Source organism: Microbacterium sp. ABR10 (assembly GCF_057812175.1).
Genome location: NZ_CM173821.1, coordinates 1,719,472 through 1,737,622 on the forward strand (window position 1 = coordinate 1,719,472; position 18,151 = coordinate 1,737,622).

Below are 18,151 nucleotides of genomic sequence, written 5' to 3' on the forward strand. Positions count from 1 at the left end.
GCGGTCAGCGGGCGGAGCCGGAGCCCCAGTCGTCACGAGCCTCTTCTTCGGCCCACTTCTTCGAACGCTCCTTGAAGAGCTGCGGCGCGTTGGCCGCCTCTTCGGCGGTGTCGAAAGGGCCGGCGCGGTCGACGGCAGGTGACTCGTACCCCTGCTCGACCTGACCGGTCTCGAGGTTGTACCAGTACTTCGTGTTGTCGTCGCTCACGATGCTCCTCACGTGGGTCTCGCGTGTCGGCGTGAACCGCCGGTGCTCCCCCGATCCTACTGATGCCGACCGTGCGGCTGGATAGGCTGAGGGGTATGGCAACGAATGCGTCTCGTGCGGTCGGAGTGGACATCGGCGGAACCGGCATCAAGGCCGGGATCGTCGACCTGGATGCCGGAGAGCTCGTCAGCGACCGCGTCAAGGTCGCGACTCCCGCAGGTGCCGAGCCCGCCGACGTCCTGACCGCGGTACGCCAGGTGCTCGAGACGCTCGAAGCCCCCGCCGATCTGCCGCTCGGCGTGGCCTTCCCGGCCATCGTGAAGAGCGGCAAGACACTTTCGGCGGCGAACGTCTCGAAGACCTGGATCGGCTTCGAGGCCGAGAAGTTCTTCGAAGACGGCCTGTCGCGTGGCATCCATTTCGCGAACGACGCCGACGTGGCCGGAATCGCCGAGGTGCGTTACGGCGCGGCGAAGGGCGTCGAGGGTCTCGTGATCCTCACCACGCTCGGCACCGGCATCGGCTCGGCCATGATCTACGACGGCGTGCTCGTGCCCAACAGCGAGCTCGGTCACCTGCAGCGCGCCGGTCACAAGAAGGATGCCGAGCACTTCGCCGCCTACTCGGCGATGGAGCGCGAGGAACTGTCGTGGGACAAGTGGGCCAAGCGCCTGCAGTGGTACTACGACTACGTCGAGTTCCTCTTCAGCCCCGACCTGCTCGTCGTCGGCGGCGGCGTGTCGAAGCACTCCGAGCAGTTCCTCCCGCTGCTGAAACTGCGCGCGCCCATCGTGCCGGCGAAGCACCGCAACAACGCGGGCATCATCGGTGCGGCGTCCCTCGCCGTTCCGGTGCCTGAGGCGCTCCCCGCCGTCAAGTAGACGGCGCCCTGGTCGTCCCCGTCGTCATGCGGCGTCGACCTGCCGCACGCTGACGGCGTTACGCCACACCACCGGCGCCCAGTGCCCGCCCTCGCACGGCACCTCGAGCATGACCACGCGGTCGTTGCCGCCGGTCGCCCAGGCCGGTTCGCGCGTGGCCGCCCGGTTGGGCCACGTGACCCACGCCCACACGGGACGCTTCTGCACGTACCACTCGATGGGCCGGGCGCCCCACGTCTCGGGTTGCAGGGTGCACGGGGCGATGGATGCCAGCACCCGAGCGACCATCTCGTCGCTGACCCTCGTCGAACCCATGCGCCGGACCCCTTCCCCGGCCGTGGTCGATGTTAGAACATAACTCCGACATTCACCCGGGGACGGGACGGGAAGCGCAGGCGTTCTCCCTCGGATACGCCGCGACCCTCCTGAGGCAGGGGGCCAGCAGGAGGGTCGATGGGTATTCGGCGCGAAGCGCCCGTCGGTTTGGATGCGCTGCGCCGCGCGTCAGGGCGAATGGGCCGGCCTGTACGCCGGGTTCTGTCCGGGGGCGCGAAGCCCCGTGGACGGTCATCTCTCTCGGCGACACGTTGCCGTGCCGCTCCAGCGGCCTACCCGGGGACTCGGCGAGCCGCGTCAGCATCCCCTGTCTGGCCTTGCTCCGGACGAGGTTTACCTCGCGGGTCGTGTCACCACGACCCCGGTGGTCTCTTACACCACCCTTTCACCCTTACCCCGAACCCCTGCGGGCCGAGGCGGTCTGCTCTCTGTGGCACTGTCTCGCGGATTGCTCCGGGTGGGCGTTACCCACCGTCCTGCCCTGTGGAGCCCGGACGTTCCTCGGCACGGGCGAACCCGTGACGCGACCGTCCAGCCGACCCATTCGCACCGCCCAGTCTACCGGCGGGCGCGCTCAGCCCTTTTCCGCCGTCTGGCCGACGCGCAGGTCGAGGGGGAAGTCGATCGGGAACGTGCCGAAGAGCAGTCGGCCCGCCGATGCAGCCGACTCGCGCACAGCCTCGGCCACGGCCTCCGCGTGCTCGAGGGGGGTGTGCACGACGATCTCGTCGTGGAGGAAGAACGCCAGATGCGGCGCCCGTCCGAACACCGCGCCCGATGCCGGCGCCGCGCGGGCGGCATCCACCTCGGGGAGGGCGGCCAGGCGCGCGCGCAGGTCGGCCAACCACGCGAGGGCCCACTCGGCGGCCGTTCCCTGAACGATGAAGTTGCGGGTGAAGCGGCCCCGGTCGCGTGCGGAGCGGCGGGCGCGGGTCTCATCGACTCCGGATGCCGCGGCGTCGCTCGCCCGCGACTGCAGCTCGCGCCATGACTCCCCCGCCAGGGGCGACGTGCGCCCGAGCCACGTATGAACGACTCCCCCTTCTTCACCCGTGCGGGCGGCGTCGTCGACGAGCTGCATGGCCCGCGGGAAGGTGCGCCGGAGCCGCGGCAGCAGGCGCCCGCTCTCACCCGTCGTGGCGCCGTACATCGCACCCAGCATCGCGAGCTTCGCCTCGGCGCGGCTGGCGACGGCTCCGCGCTCGACGATGCCGGCGTAGAGGTCGCGACCGGATGCCGCTTCGGCCAGCGCGGTGTCGCGTGCCATCGCCGCGAGCACGCGGGGTTCGAGCTGAGCGACGTCGGCGGTGACGAGGGTCCAGCCAGGGTCGGCGCGAACGGCCGTACGCAACGATCGCGGGATCTGCAGAGCCCCTCCGCCGGATGACGCCCAGCGGCCCGTGACGACCCCCGCCGGAACGTAGACGGGGCGGAACCGATCATCGCGCACCCACTCGTCGAGCCACGCCCAGCCGTTCGCGGTGTAGAGGCGCATGAGCTTCTTGTAGGCGATGAGCGGAGCGACGGCGGGGTGGTCGTGCTCGGCGAGCTCCCATCGGCTGGTGGACTGCACCATCAGTCCCGCGCGGTGGAGCGAGCGCAGCAGGCGCGGCTGCGAGTCGAGAGAGGCCGAGGGATCGCCGAGTGCCGCCCGCACGGTGACGGCCGCCTGTTCGATGCGGACGGGGAGCCCTCCCCCGCGCCGGGCGCCGAGTTCACCCTCGAGCAGTTCCTCGTGTGCGGCGCGGCTCCACGGCACTCCTGCGGCGTGGAGCTCCGTCGAGATGAGCGCCCCCGCCGACTCGGCCGCACACAGCAACCTGAGCGCGCCGGGTGTCTCCGACGACGTGATCGCGGCGACCTGGCGGCGGTACTCCGCCACGGCGGCGTCGGCGCTGTCGGGGACCCCGGATGCCGAGTCGCCCAGGTCGAAGAGCGTGTCTCCGACCGCGGGCACGGCGCTGTCGGCTTCCCATTGCGTGGCGTGGCGGAGACCGTGGTCGTCGGTCAGCGCCTGCGCCTGACGAAGGATGGCGTGCACGAGCCGGAGGTCCCAGGCGCGAGCGACGCGCACGCCGGCCGCGAGCAGGCGCGGATAGGTGGCGGAGGTGTCGGCCCAGACCCATCGGACCTCGCCCGCGCCCTCCCGTGTGGAGACGGCGTCGGCGAGGGCGTCGACGTCGATCTCGGTGGCGCCGGACGGCACGGCATCCGGCCCTACGGAGACGAGGGCGATCCGCCCGGTCGCGCTGCGCCCGACGACGACCGTGTCAGAGACCACGGACGCCGATCGGTGTCATCGGGATTCTTCGGTGCGAACGAGGATCGCGCCGCACTCGGGGCAGAACACCACCTCGTCCGTCTGCGAGCGGCGCACCACGTTGAGGTCGCTGGGCGGCAGCACCATTCGGCATGCTTCACATGCACCGGCCAGGAGGAGTCCGGCCCCGTTGCCGCGGGACGCGAGACGCTCGTAGAGGGCGAGCAGGTCGGCGGGGACCGAGGCGGCGACGGCGTCGCGATCGCGACGCGCGCCCTCGAGGCGGGTGGTCGCGTCGGCGACGGTGGTCTTGGCCTCGGCGCTCAGCTGCGCGCCCTGTGCGTTGGTGTCGGCGATCAACGCTTGTTGCTCGGCTACGGCGGCGTCGGCAGCCTCGAGGCGCTCCATGAGAGTGATCTCGATGTCTTCGAGGTCGTCTTTGCGGCGCCGGAGCGACACCAGCTCGTTCTCGAAGCCCTGTGCCTGCTTCGCGTTCGACGAGGCGGCGAGCCGCTCGGTGTCGCGGGCGATTCGGGCGTCGACCACGGCGACGTCGGACTCGAGACGCTTCAGTTCGGCGGTGATGTCGTCACGCGCGTTGGCTCGGGACCCGAGCTCTTGCGAGCGGGCGCCCCGCTGCGCGATCAACTCGCGGACGCGCTCGGCCTGCGGCGGGTTCGCGGCGACCTTCTCATCGCGATGGATTCGCGCGTCGAGGTCGGCGAGGTCGAGCAGTTTGCGCTGGTCGGCGGGATCGGCATTCACGGTCTCAACGCTACCCCGGGGGTGGGACATCGGCGGATGCGTCCTCGGACCAGGGGGCGCCGCGGCTTCCGGTGGCGGCTTCACCCGCGCGGCGAGATCACTCGATTTGTCCGAGATCACCCGACTTTCTGCCGAACGGTGTGTGATGTCGCGAAGGGGATGTCATCTCGCGGCTCTCCGGCGGATCGGTGCGGGCCTTGGGACGGCGCGGGCATCGGGATGGCGCGGGCATCGGGGCGGCGCGGGCCTCGGGACGGCGCCGCGCTAGACTCGTGGCATCCCGGGCCTTTAGCTCAGCTGGTAGAGCGCCACGTTTACACCGTGGATGTCGTCGGTTCGATCCCGGCAGGGCCCACCCTCAATTCAGGACGTTCACGCTCCGCGCGATGACGAGCGCGAGCAGGATGAACCCCGACACCGCCTGCACCATCATGAACAGCTTCGCGCGCGACGACAGCGGCATGACGTCGGTCGGGCTGAACGCCATCGCGTTGGATGCCGAGAAGTAGAGGTAGTCGACGTAGCCCGGCGCCCAGTCGTCGACGTCGGACGAGCGGCGCCGCACCTCGCTCACCGCGTCGCCGTCGGAGTCCTGCGGGAACTGGAAGTCGGCCGCGGGCAGCGCGTCGCGCAGGTCGCGGCGACGGGCGATGGGTCCGCCCCGGTCCATCTCCCAGTAGACGACGGCATAGCCGATGACGTTGATCGCCCACACCTGGGCCGCCCCGAGCAGGGTCGTGGCCCCCTCGCCCTCCCCCTGCAGCAACTGGCGGATGAGCAGCACGAGGGCAACCTGGTTCGCGAGCAGCAGGAGCGCCGTGAACGCCAGCGCGAAGCCGCGCCCCAGGCGCGAATCGCGCGTCAGCCGGGCGGGGTTGGTGGCGATCATCGGGATCGCGCACAGCACACCGGCGCCCACCACGACGTAGCGGAGCACACCCGACGCCTCGCTCGGCAGGACGGCGTACAGGCCCGTCCCGACGGCGAGGGCGATGAGCACCGGCCACCGATGCTCGGGGCGGGTGCGGAACGTGGCGGGATCCTGCGGGCTCACGCGCTCAGGCTAGACCCGCGAGGCTCGCCTCCCCCGCCCGTGCGGCGTGGCCCGGCATCCTTCATGAGGAGCACACGGATGCCGCAGACGTCTCGACGTCGAACAGTAGCTGCGAGCGTGCGGCGGGGCGTGTCGGCAGCGCGCATCCGGGACCGCCCCGACTCGCTAGGGTGGACTCTGGTTGATTGTGCGGAGCAGACAAGGGTTGCCGCACTCGTATGGCGATTCTCTGGCATGACCTGCCAGACGACGAAAGGTCTTCCGTGACTGTTCACGACCAGGATCCGTATTCGCAGGGGCCGCAGGACAGCGACCCGGAAGAGACCGGGGAGTGGCAGGAATCCCTGCGACAGCTGGTCCAGGCCAAGGGCCCGGCCCGTGCGCGCGAGATCATGCTGAGCCTTCTCAAGGGCTCGAAGGAACTGCACCTCAACGTGCCGATGGTTCCCACCACCGACTACATCAACACCATCTCGCAGAAGAACGAGCCCGAGTTCCCCGGTGACGAGGAGCTCGAGCGGCGCTACCGCAAGTGGATCCGCTGGAACGCCGCGGTCACCGTGCACCGCGCGCAGCGCCCCGGCATCGGTGTCGGCGGCCACATCTCGACCTATGCCTCGTCGGCCGCGCTCTACGAAGTCGGTTTCAACCACTTCTTCCGCGGCCAGGACGACCCCTCGGGCGGCGACCAGATCTTCATCCAGGGCCACGCCTCGCCCGGCGCCTACGCCCGCGCCTACCTCGAGGGTCGCCTCACCGAGGCGCAGCTCGACGGCTTCCGCCAGGAGAAGTCGCAGGCCCCCAACGGCATCCCTTCGTACCCGCACCCCCGTCTCATGCCGGAGTTCTGGCAGTTCCCGACCGTGTCGATGGGTCTCGGTCCGATCAACGCCATCTACCAGGCGATGTCGAACAAGTACCTCGCCAACCGCGGCATCAAGGACGTCGGCGACTCGCAGGTCTGGGCCTACCTCGGCGATGGCGAGATGGACGAGGTCGAGAGCCGTGGTCAGCTGCAGGTCGCGGCCAACGAGGGCCTCGACAACCTGAACTTCATCATCAACTGCAACCTCCAGCGCCTCGACGGTCCCGTGCGCGGTAACGGCAAGATCATCCAGGAGCTCGAGAGCTTCTTCCGCGGTGCCGGCTGGAACGTCATCAAGGTCGTCTGGGGCCGCGAGTGGGACGACCTGCTCGCCCGCGACACCGAGGGCGCACTGCTCAACCTGATGAACACCACCCCCGACGGCGATTACCAGACGTACAAGGCCGAGAACGGCGCTTACGTCCGCGAGAACTTCTTCGGTCGCGACCCGCGCGCCCTCGAGCTCGTCAAGGACTTCTCCGACGAGCAGGTCTGGGGCCTCAAGCGCGGTGGCCACGACTACCGCAAGGTCTACGCGGCGTTCAAGGCGGCGGCCGAGCACAAGGGCCAGCCGACCGTCATCCTCGCCAAGACGATCAAGGGCTACGGCCTCGGCCCCCACTTCGAGGGTCGCAACGCCACGCACCAGATGAAGAAGCTGACGCTCGACGACCTCAAGTCGTTCCGCGATGCGATGGAGATCCCCGTCACCGACGCGCAGCTCGAAGAGAACCCGTACCAGCCGCCGTACTACACCCCCGGCGAGAAGGACGAGACGATCCAGTACATGCTGGAGCGTCGCCGTTCGCTCGGCGGGTTCCTGCCCGAGCGCCGCACCACCCACGTCGGTCTCGAGCTCCCCGGGGATGCCGCGTACGCGCTGCCCAAGAAGGGCTCGGGCACGCAAGAGATCGCCACGACGATGGCGTTCGTGCGTCTGCTGAAGGACCTCCTGCGGGTCAAGGACTTCGGTCACCGCATCGTGCCGATCATCCCCGACGAGGCGCGCACGTTCGGTATGGACGCGTATTTCCCGACGGCGAAGATCTACAACCCCAAGGGGCAGCACTACACGTCGGTCGACCGCGAGCTGCTGCTGGCGTACAAGGAGAGCCCGCAGGGGCAGATCATCCACGTCGGCATCAACGAGGCCGGTGCCCTGGCCGCGTTCACGGCGGCGGGTACGTCCTACTCCACCCACGGCGAGCCGCTCATCCCGGTCTACGTCTTCTACTCGATGTTCGGCTTCCAGCGCACCGGCGACGCCCAGTGGGCTGCGGGCGACCAGATGGCGCGCGGTTTCATCATCGGCGCGACCGCGGGTCGCACCACCCTGACGGGTGAGGGTCTGCAGCACGCCGACGGCCACTCGCAGCTGCTGGCATCCACGAACCCGGCGACCGTGTCGTACGACCCGGCCTACGGCTACGAGATCTCGCACATCGTGCGTTCGGGTATCGAGCGCATGTACGGCGGCAACCACCCCGACCCCAACGTCATGTACTACATGACGGTGTACAACGAGCCCTACGTGCAGCCGGCTGAGCCCGAGGGGGTCGACGTCGACGGCATCGTCCGCGGCATCCACCACATCTCCTCGGGTGAGGGCGACGGTCCCCGCACGCAGCTGCTCGCCTCGGGCGTGGGCGTGCCGTGGGCGTTCGAGGCCCAGCGTCTGCTCAAGGACGACTGGGGCGTCGTCGCCGACGTGTGGTCGGTCACCTCGTGGACGGAGCTGCGTCGCGACGGTCTCGCCGCGGACGAGCACAACTTCCTGCACCCCGAAGAGGAGCGCCGCACGCCCTACCTCACCGACAAGCTCAAAGAAGCCGAGGGCCCGGTCGTCGCGGTCAGCGACTGGATGCACGCGGTCCAGGATCAGATCCGCCAGTGGGTCCCGCAGAACTACTGGACGCTCGGTGCCGACGGCTTCGGCTTCTCCGACACCCGTGCCGCAGCTCGTCGCTTCTTCAAGATCGACGGCCCCTCGCTCGCCGTCCGCGCCCTGCAGGCGCTGGCCGAAGAGGGCAAGATCGACCGCGCCGTGGTCGGACAGGCCATCGAGAAGTACCGCCTGCACGACGTCAACGCCGGCACCAGCGGCAACGCGGGTGGCGAGGCCTGATCCACGTGACGGACTCCACCGTCGGACCCGGTTCCCCCTCTTCGGGCGGGGCCGGGTCCGACCGGTCTTCGGGAGGGGACGCGCGCGCTGAGGCGGCCGTCGAGAAGGCCGAAACCCTCGCGTGGCTGCGGCGCATTTCGGGCGATCTCGCCACCGCCACGATCCAGCGCCTCGAAGAGACGCTCCCCTGGTACGCCGAGATGCCGCCGGCGCGGCGTTCCGCCGTCGGGCTGGTGGCACAGGCCGGCATCACCTCGTTCCTGCAGTGGTTCGAGGAGCCGGCATCCACTCCCGCGATCGCGGCCGACATCTTCGCCGCCGCCCCCCGCGAGCTGCTGCGCAGCGTCAGCTTGACGCAGACGCTGCAGCTCGTGCGCGTCACCGTCGAGGTGATGGAGGAGCGCGTCGCCGGCCGCAGCGAGAAGGTGCGCGAGGCGATGCTGTCGTACTCGCGCGAAGTGGCGTTCGCCGCCGCCGACGTCTACGCACGCGCCGCCGAGGCGCGGGGCCTCTGGGACGCACGCCTCGAAGCCCTCGTCGTCGACTCGATCCTCACCGGCGAGGCCGACGACGAACTCCCCAGCCGCATCGCCGCTCTCGGGTGGCACGGCCACGGCGAGGTGTCGGTGCTCGTGGGCACGACTCCCCCGCAGCTCGATGTCGATCAGGTGCGCCGTACCGCGCGCAAGCTCGGCGTCGACGTGCTCATCGGAGTGCAGGGCCTGCGTCTGGTGCTCGTGCTCGGCCGCGCCGACCTCCCCGCCCGCGGTGGCGCCGAGATCACCGAGCTGCCGTTCACCGACATCGCGAAGCGGCTCGAGCCCAGCTTCGGGACGGGTCACCTCGTGCTCGGACCGGCTGTTCCCGCCCTCGTCGACGCGGGACAGAGCGCTCGCGCCGCGCTCGCGGGTTTCGCTGTCGCCCGGGCGTGGAGGCACGCGCCGCGACCCGTCGAGGCCGACGACCTGCTCCCCGAGCGCGCCCTGGCGGGTGACGCGGTGGCGAAGCAGACCCTCGTCGACCGCGTGTACCGCCCGCTGCACGCGCACAGCGCCGATCTCGTCGCGACGCTGTGGAGCTACCTCGACAACGGCCGGTCGTTGGAGGCCACGGCCCGCGAGCTGTACGTGCATCCCAACACCGTGCGCTACCGCCTCAAGCGCGTCTCCGAAGTCATCGGATGGGATGCCACGGGCCCGCGCGAGGCGCTCATCCTGCAGACGGCGCTGATCCTCGGATCGATCGGCACCGACGCCACGCGGCGGCGCGGAACCGGCAAACGGCGGCCGTCGCAACCGCGGTGATGCACGGCACGCACAAAGACACGCCGCATATCTGTGTCGATATCTCCAGAAGCGGCCGCCCGATCCCTGTCAGGATGGAATCGTGATCATCGCCGTCTTCCCGGGACAGGGTTCGCAGACCCCCGGATTCCTCACCCCGTGGCTCGAACTCGACGGAGTACGTGAGCGCCTCGAGGCTTTCTCCGAGCAGTCGGGCGTCGACCTGGTCGCGGCGGGCACCGAGTGGGACGCCGACCAGATCCGCGACACGGCCGTCGCGCAGCCGCTCATCGTGGCGGCGAGCCTCGTGTCGTGGGCCGCCTTCACCGAGCGCACCGGTACGCCCGTCGCCGGGGTCGCGGGCCACTCGGTCGGCGAGATCGCCGCGCTGGCGGCATCCGGTGTGCTCCGTGACACCGATGCCCTTCGCCTCGTGGGCCTGCGCGGTCGCGCCATGGCCGACGCCGCCGCCGCGGTCGAGACCGGCATGAGCGCGGTCGTCGGCGGAGACGAGACCGCCGTGCTCGAGCGGCTCGAGACCCTCGGCCTGACTCCCGCCAACTACAACGGCGGCGGCCAGATCGTCGCGGCGGGTGAGAAGCCCGCCCTCGCCGAGCTCGCAGGAGAGGCACCGCGCGGCGCGCGCGTCATCCCTCTGCAGGTGGCCGGCGCCTTCCACACCCGCTTCATGGAGCCCGCGGTCGAGGCGCTTCGCACCGCAGCGGCCGATGTCCCGGTGTCCGACCCGGCGACGACGCTGTGGACGAACTCCGACGGCTCCGTCGTCACCGAGGGCCGCCGCGCGCTCGACCTGGTGGTCGCGCAGGTCGCCTCCCCCGTGCGATGGGACCGCTGCATGGCATCCTTCGCCGAACACGGCGTGACCGGCATCATCGAACTTTCGCCCGCGGGCGCGTTGACCGGGCTCGCCAAGCGCGCCTTGCGCGGCACGCCCACCGTGGCGGTCAAGACCCCCGACGACCTCGACGCGGCCGTCTCACTCTTGAAGGAAGACCAGGCATGAGCACCCCCACCCTCCGTCAGCTGCAGGGCCCCGCCCACACGCGCATCTACGCGTACGGCGCCGCTCGAGGCGAGAACTTCGTGCCCAACGACGACCTCGTCGGCCCCATCGACTCCAGCGACGAGTGGATCCGCCAGCGCACGGGCATCGTGACCCGCGTGCGGGCGAACAAAGACACGGATGCCATCGACCTGGCCACTGAGGCCGCTCGGGAGGCCGTCGAGAAGTCGGGTGTCGCACCCGCCGACATCGACGCCGTGATCGTGGCGACCATCAGCAACCCCAAGCAGACGCCGTCGGCTTCGGCCATCGTCGCCGACCGCATCGGTGCGAACCCCGCGGCCGCCTACGACGTCAACGCCGCCTGCGCCGGATTCGCCTATGGCGTCGGTCAGGCCGACGCGCTGGTGCGCGCGGGCCTGGCGAAGCACGTCGTCGTGGTGGGCGCCGAGAAGCTCAGCGACATCGTCGACCCCACCGATCGCAGCATCTCGTTCCTGCTCGGCGACGGCGCGGGCGCCGTCGTCATCGGTCCCAGCGACACCCCCGGCATCGGCCCCACCGTCTGGGGATCCGACGGATCGAAGGCGGATGCCGTGGGCATGAACGCCACGCTCACCGACTTCCGCGACGGCACCGCCGCGTGGCCCACCCTGCGCCAGGAGGGGCCCACGGTGTTCCGCTGGGCCGTCTGGGAGATGGTTAAGGTCGCCCGTCAGGCGATCGAGGCCGCCGGTATCGAGCCCGCCGACCTCGCCGCTTTCGTGCCCCACCAGGCGAACATGCGCATCATCGACGAGTTCGCCAAGCAGCTCGGCCTGCCCGAGACCGTCGTCATCGGCCGTGACATCGAGACCACGGGCAACACCTCGGCGGCATCCATTCCGCTCGCCACCCACCGCCTGCTCGAGGAACACCCCGAGCTCAGCGGTGGACTCGCGCTGCAGATCGGCTTCGGCGCCGGACTCGTGTTCGGCGCGCAGGTCGTCGTCCTCCCCTGACGCACGGCCGTCGAACCCTAAACTGATCCAGGCTCGTTCGGGCCCACCCCAAGAAAAACAGGAGACATCATGGCATTCACCAACGACGAGGTTCTCGCCGGCCTTGCCGAGCTCATCACCGACGAGACCGGCATCTCGGCCGACGAGGTCGCCATGGAGAAGTCGTTCACCGACGACCTCGACATCGACTCGATCTCGATGATGACGATCGTCGTCAACGCCGAGGAGAAGTTCGGCGTCACCATTCCCGACGACGAGGTCAAGAACCTCAAGACCGTCGGCGACGCCGTGACCTTCATCACGTCGAACCAGTCCTGACACCTCCCGGTGGGGGCTCCGGCCCCCACCGGTCACGACCCGTCGGCCGCACCAAGGATTTCTTCGCTCATGAGCACACCCCGCATCGTCGTCACCGGTATCGGTGCCACCTCGCCCATCGGCGGCACCGCCCCCGAGAGCTGGTCGGCGCTGCTCGCCGGCACCTCCGGCGCGCGCACCCTCGAGCACGAGTGGGTCGAGAAGTACAACCTGCCCGTCACCTTCGCCGCCGAGGCGCTGGTGCGTCCCGAGACCGTGCTCGAGCGTCCCGTCGCCAAGCGGCTCGACCCGTCGTCTCAGCTCGCGATCGTCGCGGCCAATGAGGCGTGGGAAGACGCTGGAGCTCCCGACATCGACCCCGACCGCCTGGGTGTCGACTTCGCCACCGGCATCGGAGGCGTCTGGACATTGCTCGACGCCTGGGACACCCTGCGCGAGAAGGGTCCGCGCCGCGTCATGCCGATGACGGTGCCGATGCTCATGCCCAACGCCGCGGCGGGCAACCTGTCGCTGCACTTCAACGCCCGTGCGTTCGCCCGCACGGTGGCCTCGGCGTGCGCGTCGAGCACCGAGTCGATCGTCAACGCCGTGCAGCACATCCGCGACGGCCTCGCCGACGTCGTGATCGCCGGCGGTACCGAGTCGGCGATCCACCCGATCACCATCGCGTCGTTCGCGTCGATGCAGGCGCTGTCGAAGCGCAACGACTCGCCCGAGACGGCCTCGCGTCCGGCCAGCATCGACCGTGACGGTTTCGTCATGGGCGAGGGCGCCGGCGTGCTGATCCTCGAAACAGAGGAGCACGCCAAGGCCCGCGGCGCGAAGATCTACGCGTCGATCGTCGGAGGCGGCGTCACCGCCGACTCGTACCACATCACCGCCAACGACCCCGAGGGCACGGGTGCGGCCCGCGCCGTGCGCCTGGCGCTCGACATGGCCGGGGCATCGGCGGACGATGTCACGCACATCAACGCCCACGCCACGTCGACCCCCGTCGGCGACCCGAACGAGTACCGGGCGCTCCACACGGTGTTCGGCGACCGGATCGACGAGATCCCCGTATCGGCCACGAAGGCCTCGACCGGGCACCTGCTCGGTGGCACCGGTGCGCTGGAGGCGATCTTCACAGTGCTGGCGCTGCAGGATCGCGTCGCCCCGCCCACGATCAACCTCACCGAGCAGGACCCCGAGGTTCCGTTCGCGCTGTCGGGTTCGCCCGTCGAGCTCGGCGCCGGCGACCAGCTCGCCATCAGCAACTCCTTCGGCTTCGGCGGACACAACGCCGTCGTCGCGATCGCTTCGGTTTGACGGCTGAGGCGCGATGCCGAGTGTCCACGACACCCGGAGGCGCCCTGGCGGACTCCCGAGCATCCACGACGATCTGACACGGGTCCCTCCGGCGGCGGCCCGCGTCACGGTGCGCAGATGAGAACGCCCCCGGGCATCCCCGACTGAGGTCCGGATGCGCGGGGGCGTTCGTCGTGCCGGGCCGGGGATACGCGGTCTCGGTGCCAGGTGTGTTCACCGACCTCCGCTAGTGGCGCCTCCCCGCCGACGTTCTGTGGCGGCGCTCAGCCCACCTTGTGGAGCCAGACGATCTGCTGATCGTCGCCCGCGTGGCGGAAGGGCTCCAGCTCTTCGTCCCAAGACGAACCGAGAGCGATGTCGAGCTCGCGCTGCAGCTCCAGCAGGTCGCCGGCGGCGACCTCCATCGCGTAGCGCACGCGATCCTCGCCGATGACGACGTTGCCCGCCGCGTCGGTCTGGGCGTAATGGATGCCGAGACCCGGCGTGTGCATCCAGCGTCCGCCGTCGCTGCGGGGAGTGGGATCCTCGCTCACTTCGAAGCGCAGATGCTCCCAGCCGCGAATGGCGCTCGCGAGAGCCGCACCGGAACCCACCGGGCCCTCCCAGTAGAACTCCGCGCGGCGGCTGCCCACGAGCACGGGCTGGTCGGCCCAGTCGAAGTTGACGGCTCGGCCGAGGGCGCGTCCTACCGCCCACTCGAGGTGGGGGCACAACGCGCGGGGCGCGGAGTGGATCAGGATCACTCCGCGCGAAGACGTGATCGCCATGGTCTCTCCTTCGTCAGGTACGTCTTCCCCTACGACCTGGGATGGAGTGTGGCGACTGTTCGGTTGTCCGGCCATTATCGCCCGCGCATAACGAAATCACAACACTGTGATTCAGGAGCGGGCGAACCAGAGGGCCCAGTAGAGGACGAAGTTGCGATTGCCGTACGCGGAGCAGTCGTCGCCGGTCCCCCACCGCGCGGCGAGGGCCGCTGGGTTCGGCTGGTACGGCGTGTAGTTGTACAGCGCGGCAGTCGCCTCGTTGGAGATCGTCACGTCGGTACCGCCGCATGCCGGATCGGGTGAATAGGCGATGTAGTGCGTCCCCGGTTGGCGCATGAAGTCGGAGGCGCTGTAGGACTTGAGGTCGGACGCACCCTGGGCGACCTGGTCGGCGAAGCCTGCGGCGCCGGGGTCGCACGCCGCGTCGTCGGGGCAACGCGCCCCCATCGCCGCACCGAGTTGCCGCTCCGTGGGGGCGCGCGCGGTGCGACCCGAGATGAGACTCTGCTCTTTCTGCAGGGTGACCAGCAGCACCTTCGCCGAGATGCCGCATGCGCGCTGGACGCGGTCGATGACCTCGGCCGCGCTGAGGTCGCCGCCCTCGAAGCCCTCGCAGACGGTCTCGCCCGTCGCGTCGGAGACCACCGGATCGCGGCCCTCGACCGGCATCCGCAAGCGCGCGAGACACGAGTCGGTCGCGCACCGCCCGACCTGTTCGTCGAGGAAGCGCTGGATCTCGTCGGCGGTCAGGGCGTCGCCGTCGTAGAAGTCGTCGTCGCTGATGAGCGTTCCCGGGGTGAACTCGGTGAGGTCGACGGCATCGCGCCGCGCCTCGGTGTTCCACGCTGCGTTCCACGCGGACGTCAGCGATACCAGCGGCACCACGGCGAGCACGACGAGGGCGATGAGGCCGGCCGCGACGAGGCCGAAGACGATACGTCGGCGACGGAGCACACGCGCGCGGTTCGTGCGGCGGCGCCGCGTGCCAGTTCTCGCCACCCTCCGATCGTGCCGTACCGCGCTGACCGCGCGCTGCACATCTCAGGATGTGGCGCGTCGGCCAGCGCGATCGCGGAGCGCACGGGGCGGCTCGTGCGCGGCTCTTGTGAGCGGCGCGGTCAGCTGCCCGGCTGGGCGGACGGGGTGGGCGCAGTGCCGTCGGCGGGCGGGGTCGGAGCCGTGCCGTCGGCGGGCGGCGTGGGCTTGTCACCCTCGGCCGGGGGCGTGGGCGCGGTGCCGTCCGCCGGGGGTGTGGGGGCGGTGCCGTCGGCGGGCGGGGTGGGCTTGTCGCCCTCGGCCTTCGGTCCGTGTCCGGGGCCGGCGGGACCGCTCCCGGGGCCGCACTCGCCGGGACCGGAGCCCTCGCCGGGCGCGGGCGGGGTGGGCGCGGTGCCGTCCGCCGGGGGTGTGGGCGCGGTGCCGTCCGCCGGGGCGCCGGTGGGGGCGGCGCTGGGGGTCGTGCCGGCGCCTGGGCCGACCGACCCGCCGTCGGCGCTGGGCGCCGAGGTGGCCGCGGCCGTCGACGAGCCGCCGTTGGTCTGCGCAGCCAAGGCGGCGCTTCCGCCGGTGAGGCCGACGGCCACGATGACGGCTCCCGCGATGAGTGCGGGCCGACGCCATGAGCGGCGGCGCGGTTCGGTGGTGTCGTCCAGTCGCGGCAGCGGGGTGGTGGGGTTGTCGTCGTTCATGATCTTCCTCTCGCCGGTGGCGTTCACCGGCTCTGAGACCAGACTTCGAGCCGGGACTGAAGCGAACCTGAAGCTCGTCGACGACCGGTCACTGCATACGCAAGCCATAACCGGCGTACAGCAGTCGCCCCTATCGTCGGCCGAATGTCCCCCGCCGCCCGTGTGCTCGTCGTCGACGATGACGAGACGATCCGCCTTGCCGTCGCGACGGCACTGCGCGCCGAGGGTTTCGTCACCGATGTCGCCGCCGACGGCGTGGACCTGTCCGAACGACTGAGCGCATTCCGCCCCGATCTCGTGGTGCTGGACTGGATGATGCCGGGGCCGAGTGGCATCCGGTTACTGCCCGTCGTGCGCGCGGCGGGCGACACCGCGGTCATCATGCTGACCGCCCGCGACGAGGTCGATGACCGGTTGCGCGGCTTCGCCGAGGGGGCCGACGACTACGTGCTGAAGCCCTTCACGATGGCGGAGCTCGTGGCACGCGCGGGAGCAGTGCTCCGACGGCGCGGGCGGCTACCTCAGACCATCTCGGTCGGCGATCTCGTCGTCGATCCGGATGCCACGACAGCCCATCGCGCGGGAGCGGTGCTGGATCTGACGGCCACCGAGTTCCGCCTGCTGCATCTGTTGGCGGACGGACGCGGAAGGACCTTGTCGAAGGCGCAGATCCTCACGCAGGTCTGGGGGTACGACGATTACGACCCCAACCTCGTCGAAGTGCACCTCAGCGCACTGCGGCGCAAGATGGAGCAGCACGGTCCGCGTCTCATCCACACCGTGCGCGGTCTCGGCTATCGCCTGAGCGCGGCGCCGTGAGCTCGCCGCCTCCCCTGCGCTCGGGCTCGCTGCGACGTCGGACGATCGTCGCCGTGCTCGCCCTGGTCGCGCTGCTCCTGGTGGTGCTCGCCGTCGTCGTCGACCTCGCGCTCGGCGCGCGCCTTCGTGGACAGATCGAGGATCGCCTCCGCGACCGCGCCGCCGCGGCCGCGTCGCTCGTCGGCACGGTCGACGACGCCGACCTCGCCGAGCGCCTGTCGTACCAGGGGCTGGCCGTGCGGATCGACGGGGCGGGTGGTGACTCCGTCGTCGCGGGCCCCAGCCCCGACCAACTGCGCGACGGTCCCCCGGGGCCGGGCGGGGGGCCGGGTGCAGGCGACCGGTCGGTGCCGCAGCCCACGGCCTCCGGCAGTGTCTCGGTCGTGGCATCCGATGTGTCCGGCGACGACCAGCTCGTGACTCTGCGCTCGACCCTCAGCGACGGCTCCGCCCTCACGCTGACGGCATCGGCGGTCGGTGTGGACGAGACGCTCGTGCAGGTGCGCTGGATCATGGCGCTGGCATCCGCCGGCGTCCTGCTGCTCGCGGCCGGGGCGGTGACGGTCGTGGTACGCCGAAGCCTCGGACCGCTCGAGCAGGTGTCGCAGGTCGCGCGGGCCATCGGCGCCGGTGAGCGGGAGCGGCGGCTGCGACCGACGCGATCCGACACCGAGATCGGCCGGGTGGCCGCGGCGCTCGACGACATGCTCGACGACGTCGTGGGGGCCGAGCAGGCGGCGCGTGACGCCGAGGCGCGGCTGCGGGCGTTCCTCTCCGACGCCGCGCACGAGTTGCGCACGCCGGTCGCCGGCATCCGCGCCGCCGCCGACACCCTCGTGCGCGCCGACCTCGACGGACCCGAGCGCGATCAGCTCGCGGCCCACGTCGCGCGGGAGGCCACCCGCGCGTCGCGGCTCATCGACGATCTGCTGACGATGGCCCGCGTCGACCGTGGCCTCGAGTTGCACGTCGTCGACGCCGATCTTCGGGCGGTGGTCGAGGCCGAAGTGCGCCGGGTGCCGCTCGTGCACCCCTCGCTACGGATCCGAGCGGAGATCCCGGATGCCGCCGTGCCCGTCCGCATCGACGTCGACCGCATCTCTCAGGTGCTGTCGAATCTCGTCGAGAACGCCGCTCGAGCGACGGGCGGGCGCGGATCGGTGCTCCTCGGCGTCGACAGCGCGGGCGGAGAAGCCCGCGTCACGGTCGACGACGACGGGCCCGGTGTCGCCGACGCCGATCGCGAGCGGATCTTCGAAAGGCTCGTGCGCCTCGACGAGGGACGAGTCTCTTCCGGCGGCGTGGGACTCGGTCTCCCCATCGCGCGGGGCATCGCGCGCGCGCACGGCGGCGACGTCCGCTGCGCGCCCGGGGAGGCTGGAGCACGGTTCGTCGTGACGGTGCCGCGGAGCTGAGGCCACCGGCCCCGCGGCATCCGACTCAGCCCCT

General features: G+C 70.6%; 17 protein-coding genes, 1 tRNA gene and 1 other RNA gene. 10 read left to right on the forward strand and 9 right to left on the reverse strand.

Annotation, left to right across the window (positions count from 1 at the left end; translation table 11 throughout):
• Positions 1–4: 4 nt before the first annotated feature.
• Positions 5–208, reverse strand: coding sequence for a hypothetical protein (locus ACXKZF_RS07880; protein ID WP_055954581.1), 204 nt, complete (start codon positions 206–208; stop codon positions 5–7).
• 95 nt (positions 209–303) lie between these two features.
• On the opposite strand from ACXKZF_RS07880, the gene ppgK reads away from it, so the two are divergent.
• A complete protein-coding gene (ppgK, locus tag ACXKZF_RS07885) occupies positions 304–1,089 on the forward strand; it encodes a polyphosphate--glucose phosphotransferase (protein WP_243223493.1) in 786 nt (261 codons plus the stop codon).
• Between the two features lie 24 nt (positions 1,090–1,113).
• Here ppgK and ACXKZF_RS07890 read toward each other — a convergent pair whose 3' ends face one another.
• From ACXKZF_RS07890 to ACXKZF_RS07905, 4 genes are all read right to left on the reverse strand, one after another.
• Positions 1,114–1,404, reverse strand: a complete 291-nt coding sequence (locus ACXKZF_RS07890) for a hypothetical protein (RefSeq protein ID WP_488985916.1) — start codon at positions 1,402–1,404, stop codon at positions 1,114–1,116.
• A gap of 195 nt (positions 1,405–1,599) precedes the next feature.
• Positions 1,600–1,968, reverse strand: an RNA gene (gene rnpB / locus ACXKZF_RS07895) — RNase P RNA component class A.
• Positions 1,969–1,999: 31 nt separating this feature from the next.
• Positions 2,000–3,706 carry a bifunctional 3'-5' exonuclease/DNA polymerase gene (locus ACXKZF_RS07900; protein WP_488985917.1) on the reverse strand — a complete coding sequence of 569 codons (1,707 nt, stop codon included), beginning with the start codon at positions 3,704–3,706 and terminating at the stop codon, positions 2,000–2,002.
• A gap of 15 nt (positions 3,707–3,721) precedes the next feature.
• Positions 3,722–4,450 (reverse strand): zinc ribbon domain-containing protein, encoded by a 729-nt coding sequence (locus tag ACXKZF_RS07905; RefSeq protein WP_488985918.1) that lies wholly within the window; start codon positions 4,448–4,450, stop codon positions 3,722–3,724.
• Positions 4,451–4,732: 282 nt separating this feature from the next.
• Here ACXKZF_RS07905 and ACXKZF_RS07910 point away from each other — a divergent pair.
• Positions 4,733–4,805, forward strand: a tRNA-Val gene (locus tag ACXKZF_RS07910).
• 3 nt (positions 4,806–4,808) lie between these two features.
• Here ACXKZF_RS07910 and ACXKZF_RS07915 read toward each other — a convergent pair.
• Entirely contained in the window at positions 4,809–5,504 is a 696-nt protein-coding gene (locus tag ACXKZF_RS07915) for a hypothetical protein (protein ID WP_488985919.1), read from the reverse strand.
• A 263-nt stretch (positions 5,505–5,767) separates the two neighbouring features.
• Here ACXKZF_RS07915 and aceE point away from each other — a divergent pair, with 263 nt between their 5' ends.
• From aceE to ACXKZF_RS07945, 6 genes are all read left to right on the forward strand, one after another.
• The gene (gene aceE / locus ACXKZF_RS07920) at positions 5,768–8,494 is read left to right on the forward strand and encodes a pyruvate dehydrogenase (acetyl-transferring), homodimeric type (RefSeq protein ID WP_488985920.1); all 2,727 of its coding nucleotides are present in this window, start codon (positions 5,768–5,770) and stop codon (positions 8,492–8,494) included.
• Between the two features lie 125 nt (positions 8,495–8,619).
• On the forward strand, positions 8,620–9,798 hold the full coding sequence (locus tag ACXKZF_RS07925; protein ID WP_055955396.1) for a PucR family transcriptional regulator: 1,179 nt from the start codon (positions 8,620–8,622) through the stop codon (positions 9,796–9,798).
• A gap of 82 nt (positions 9,799–9,880) precedes the next feature.
• A complete protein-coding gene (locus ACXKZF_RS07930) occupies positions 9,881–10,801 on the forward strand; it encodes an ACP S-malonyltransferase (protein ID WP_488985921.1) in 921 nt (306 codons plus the stop codon).
• On the forward strand, positions 10,798–11,802 hold the full coding sequence (locus ACXKZF_RS07935; RefSeq protein ID WP_488985922.1) for a beta-ketoacyl-ACP synthase III: 1,005 nt from the start codon (positions 10,798–10,800) through the stop codon (positions 11,800–11,802). The genes ACXKZF_RS07930 and ACXKZF_RS07935 overlap by 4 nt, the downstream gene beginning before the upstream one ends.
• A 69-nt stretch (positions 11,803–11,871) precedes the next feature.
• Entirely contained in the window at positions 11,872–12,120 is a 249-nt protein-coding gene (locus tag ACXKZF_RS07940; protein WP_108320051.1) for an acyl carrier protein, read from the forward strand.
• A gap of 69 nt (positions 12,121–12,189) precedes the next feature.
• Complete coding sequence (locus ACXKZF_RS07945; RefSeq protein ID WP_488985923.1) at positions 12,190–13,428, forward strand: beta-ketoacyl-[acyl-carrier-protein] synthase family protein; 1,239 nt, start codon at positions 12,190–12,192, stop codon at positions 13,426–13,428.
• Positions 13,429–13,691: 263 nt separating this feature from the next.
• Here ACXKZF_RS07945 and ACXKZF_RS07950 read toward each other — a convergent pair whose 3' ends face one another.
• The 3 genes from ACXKZF_RS07950 to ACXKZF_RS07960 all read right to left on the reverse strand — a co-directional run bounded on the left by ACXKZF_RS07950 (position 13,692) and on the right by ACXKZF_RS07960 (position 15,883).
• Positions 13,692–14,195: a DUF3145 domain-containing protein gene (locus tag ACXKZF_RS07950; protein WP_055954545.1), complete on the reverse strand. Its 504-nt coding sequence runs from the start codon at positions 14,193–14,195 to the stop codon at positions 13,692–13,694.
• 111 nt (positions 14,196–14,306) lie between these two features.
• Entirely contained in the window at positions 14,307–15,194 is an 888-nt protein-coding gene (locus ACXKZF_RS07955; RefSeq protein ID WP_488985924.1) for a hypothetical protein, read from the reverse strand.
• Positions 15,195–15,313: 119 nt separating this feature from the next.
• Positions 15,314–15,883, reverse strand: a complete 570-nt coding sequence (locus ACXKZF_RS07960; RefSeq protein ID WP_488985925.1) for a hypothetical protein — start codon at positions 15,881–15,883, stop codon at positions 15,314–15,316.
• A 144-nt stretch (positions 15,884–16,027) separates the two neighbouring features.
• Between ACXKZF_RS07960 and ACXKZF_RS07965 the strand changes: the two genes are divergently transcribed.
• Positions 16,028–16,702, forward strand: coding sequence for a response regulator transcription factor (locus ACXKZF_RS07965; RefSeq protein ID WP_055954538.1), 675 nt, complete (start codon positions 16,028–16,030; stop codon positions 16,700–16,702).
• Positions 16,699–18,117: a sensor histidine kinase gene (locus tag ACXKZF_RS07970; protein ID WP_488985926.1), complete on the forward strand. Its 1,419-nt coding sequence runs from the start codon at positions 16,699–16,701 to the stop codon at positions 18,115–18,117. The genes ACXKZF_RS07965 and ACXKZF_RS07970 overlap by 4 nt, the downstream gene beginning before the upstream one ends.
• Positions 18,118–18,151: the final 34 nt, after the last annotated feature.

Excerpts from the sequence above, each read along its gene's own strand:
- ACXKZF_RS07960 (WP_488985925.1), bottom strand. The coding sequence starts at position 15,883 with ATGAACGACGACAACCCCACCACCCCGCTGCCGCGACTGGACGACACC.
- ppgK (WP_243223493.1), top strand. The coding sequence starts at position 304 with ATGGCAACGAATGCGTCTCGTGCGGTCGGAGTGGACATCGGCGGAACC.
- ACXKZF_RS07935 (WP_488985922.1), top strand. The coding sequence starts at position 10,798 with ATGAGCACCCCCACCCTCCGTCAGCTGCAGGGCCCCGCCCACACGCGC.
- ACXKZF_RS07950 (WP_055954545.1), bottom strand. The coding sequence starts at position 14,195 with ATGGCGATCACGTCTTCGCGCGGAGTGATCCTGATCCACTCCGCGCCC.
- ACXKZF_RS07940 (WP_108320051.1), top strand. The coding sequence starts at position 11,872 with ATGGCATTCACCAACGACGAGGTTCTCGCCGGCCTTGCCGAGCTCATC.
- ACXKZF_RS07890 (WP_488985916.1), bottom strand. The coding sequence starts at position 1,404 with ATGGGTTCGACGAGGGTCAGCGACGAGATGGTCGCTCGGGTGCTGGCA.
- ACXKZF_RS07945 (WP_488985923.1), top strand. The coding sequence starts at position 12,190 with ATGAGCACACCCCGCATCGTCGTCACCGGTATCGGTGCCACCTCGCCC.
- ACXKZF_RS07965 (WP_055954538.1), top strand. The coding sequence starts at position 16,028 with ATGTCCCCCGCCGCCCGTGTGCTCGTCGTCGACGATGACGAGACGATC.